The sequence below is a fragment of the Frankia sp. CeCAU1 genome, from assembly GCF_977971845.1.
The window spans coordinates 33,475-34,565 of sequence record NZ_CDWWXA010000016.1 but is presented as its reverse complement, the minus strand read 5'-3'; the positions used below and the strand labels follow the sequence as shown (position 1 = coordinate 34,565).

The window sequence follows — 1,091 nt, the reverse complement described above, 5'->3', positions numbered from 1 at the left end:
TGGTCGGCTCGGTGCTCGCCGGACAGATCGTGGCACGTGCCGCGCTCAAACCCGTTGACGCCGCGGCCGCGGCAGCCGAGGAGGTCGCTCGCACCCAGAATTTGTCGGCGCTCATCCCGGTGACCGGATCCGACGAGATCACCCGGCTGGCGGAGAGCCTCAACAGCATGCTGCGCGCGCTGGAGGCATCTCGGGCCCGCCAGCGCCAGCTCGTCGACGATGCCAGCCACGAGCTGCGCACCCCGTTGACGAGCCTGCGTACGAACATCGAACTGTTGCTGCGCGCCGAGGCGAACCCGCATCGCGCGCTGCCCGCGGCCGACCATGAGGCACTGCTACGCGACGTGGACGCGCAGATGCGCGAACTGTCCGGCCTCGTCAGCGAACTGGTCGAGCTCGCCCGGGACGAGGCGCCCACCGAGGAGGTGGAACGGCTCGATCTCGCGGAGATCGTGCGAGCCGCGGCCGAACGGGCCCGGCGCCGCGCCACCGGCAAGAGCATCAGCATCGAGGTCAACGCGACGCCCTCGACGGTCGACGGGCGGGCGAACATGCTCGAACGGGCGATCACCAACCTGCTCGACAACGCCGTGAAGTTCTCGCCGCCCGCCTCCGTCGTCCGGGTCGGCTCCCGGGACGGCGAGGTAACCGTCGCGGATGACGGACCGGGCATCGCGCCGGAGGACCGCGTGCAGGTGTTCGACCGCTTCTACCGGGCCACCTCCGCGCGGGGCCTGCCCGGATCCGGGCTCGGCCTCGCGATCGTCGCGGATGCCGTGCACACCCACGGGGGTACCGTCACCGCGGAGAGTTCCCCGAGTGGCGGGGCGTTGCTGCGGATGCGGCTGCCGGTCGTTGACGACCCCGGTCCGCTGGGCCCGGCCACCACACCGGGTCCGGCGCCGAACCCGCCGGACGGCGCTGCTTCGCCTCCGGACCGCGCGGGCGAGAATCCCAGGCCGTGACTTCCGAATGCCCCGCCGTGCCCACCGCACCCGCGTCTACGTCCCCCGCGTCCCCCGCCGGTCCCACCGCCCCGGCGGGACCGCAGCCCGCTGGGACGCCGGTAGTGGACCCCGCCATCGACCCGG

1 protein-coding gene is annotated in these 1,091 nt (G+C 73.1%); it reads left to right on the top strand.

Features of this window, described 5'->3' with window-relative positions; all coding sequences use genetic code 11:
• Positions 1 to 965 (top strand): HAMP domain-containing sensor histidine kinase (locus tag AC08OO_RS05275; RefSeq protein ID WP_476618283.1); only part of this gene is annotated, 965 nt, incomplete at its 5' end.
• Between the last annotated feature and the right edge of the window lie 126 nt (positions 966 to 1,091).